This is a genomic window from Anaerotignum faecicola (assembly GCA_024460105.1).
Classification (GTDB): domain Bacteria; phylum Bacillota; class Clostridia; order Lachnospirales; family Anaerotignaceae; genus JANFXS01.
The window spans coordinates 1-435 of record JANFXS010000341.1 but is presented as its reverse complement, the minus strand read 5'-3'; the positions used below and the strand labels follow the sequence as shown (position 1 = coordinate 435).

Below are 435 nucleotides of genomic sequence, written 5' to 3'. Positions count from 1 at the left end.
AACCGGAATGGCAAGCACCAGATTGATCACGCCGCCCTTAAGCCACCATGCCATACCGAAGAGCTCCGTGTTAAATATGATAAATGGAGCGATAAGATAATGGACAAACGCGGATATCTCCGAATATTTGTCGAGTTTCATTTTGATCATGGGCAGTACGTCAATTACTCCGGCCGCAATGCCGATCAGCAGAGTCAGTAAAAGTTCTTTCAATTTTAATCCCTCTTCCTTTATTTTGATTATTTATGCTGTTTCAAATTCACCTCCTGTAAAGTTAGACAACAGAGATGTACGTGTGTGACAGGAAAATAAAATATTTTACAGGGTTGCGTCCCATAGAGAATAAAGAGTATACTTAGTAAAATACATCGAAGTAAAAATATGATACGGAGGTTCTATGTACAGTCAATTTATCAATTATTTAAAGGAAAAACC

The 435-nt window shown here is 37.9% G+C and carries 1 protein-coding gene; it reads right to left on the bottom strand.

Annotated features, from left to right (window positions below):
* On the bottom strand, positions 1 to 213 hold a 213-nt coding region (locus NE664_14280), incomplete at its 3' end, for a hypothetical protein (protein MCQ4727802.1).
* Positions 214 to 435 lie beyond the last annotated feature (222 nt).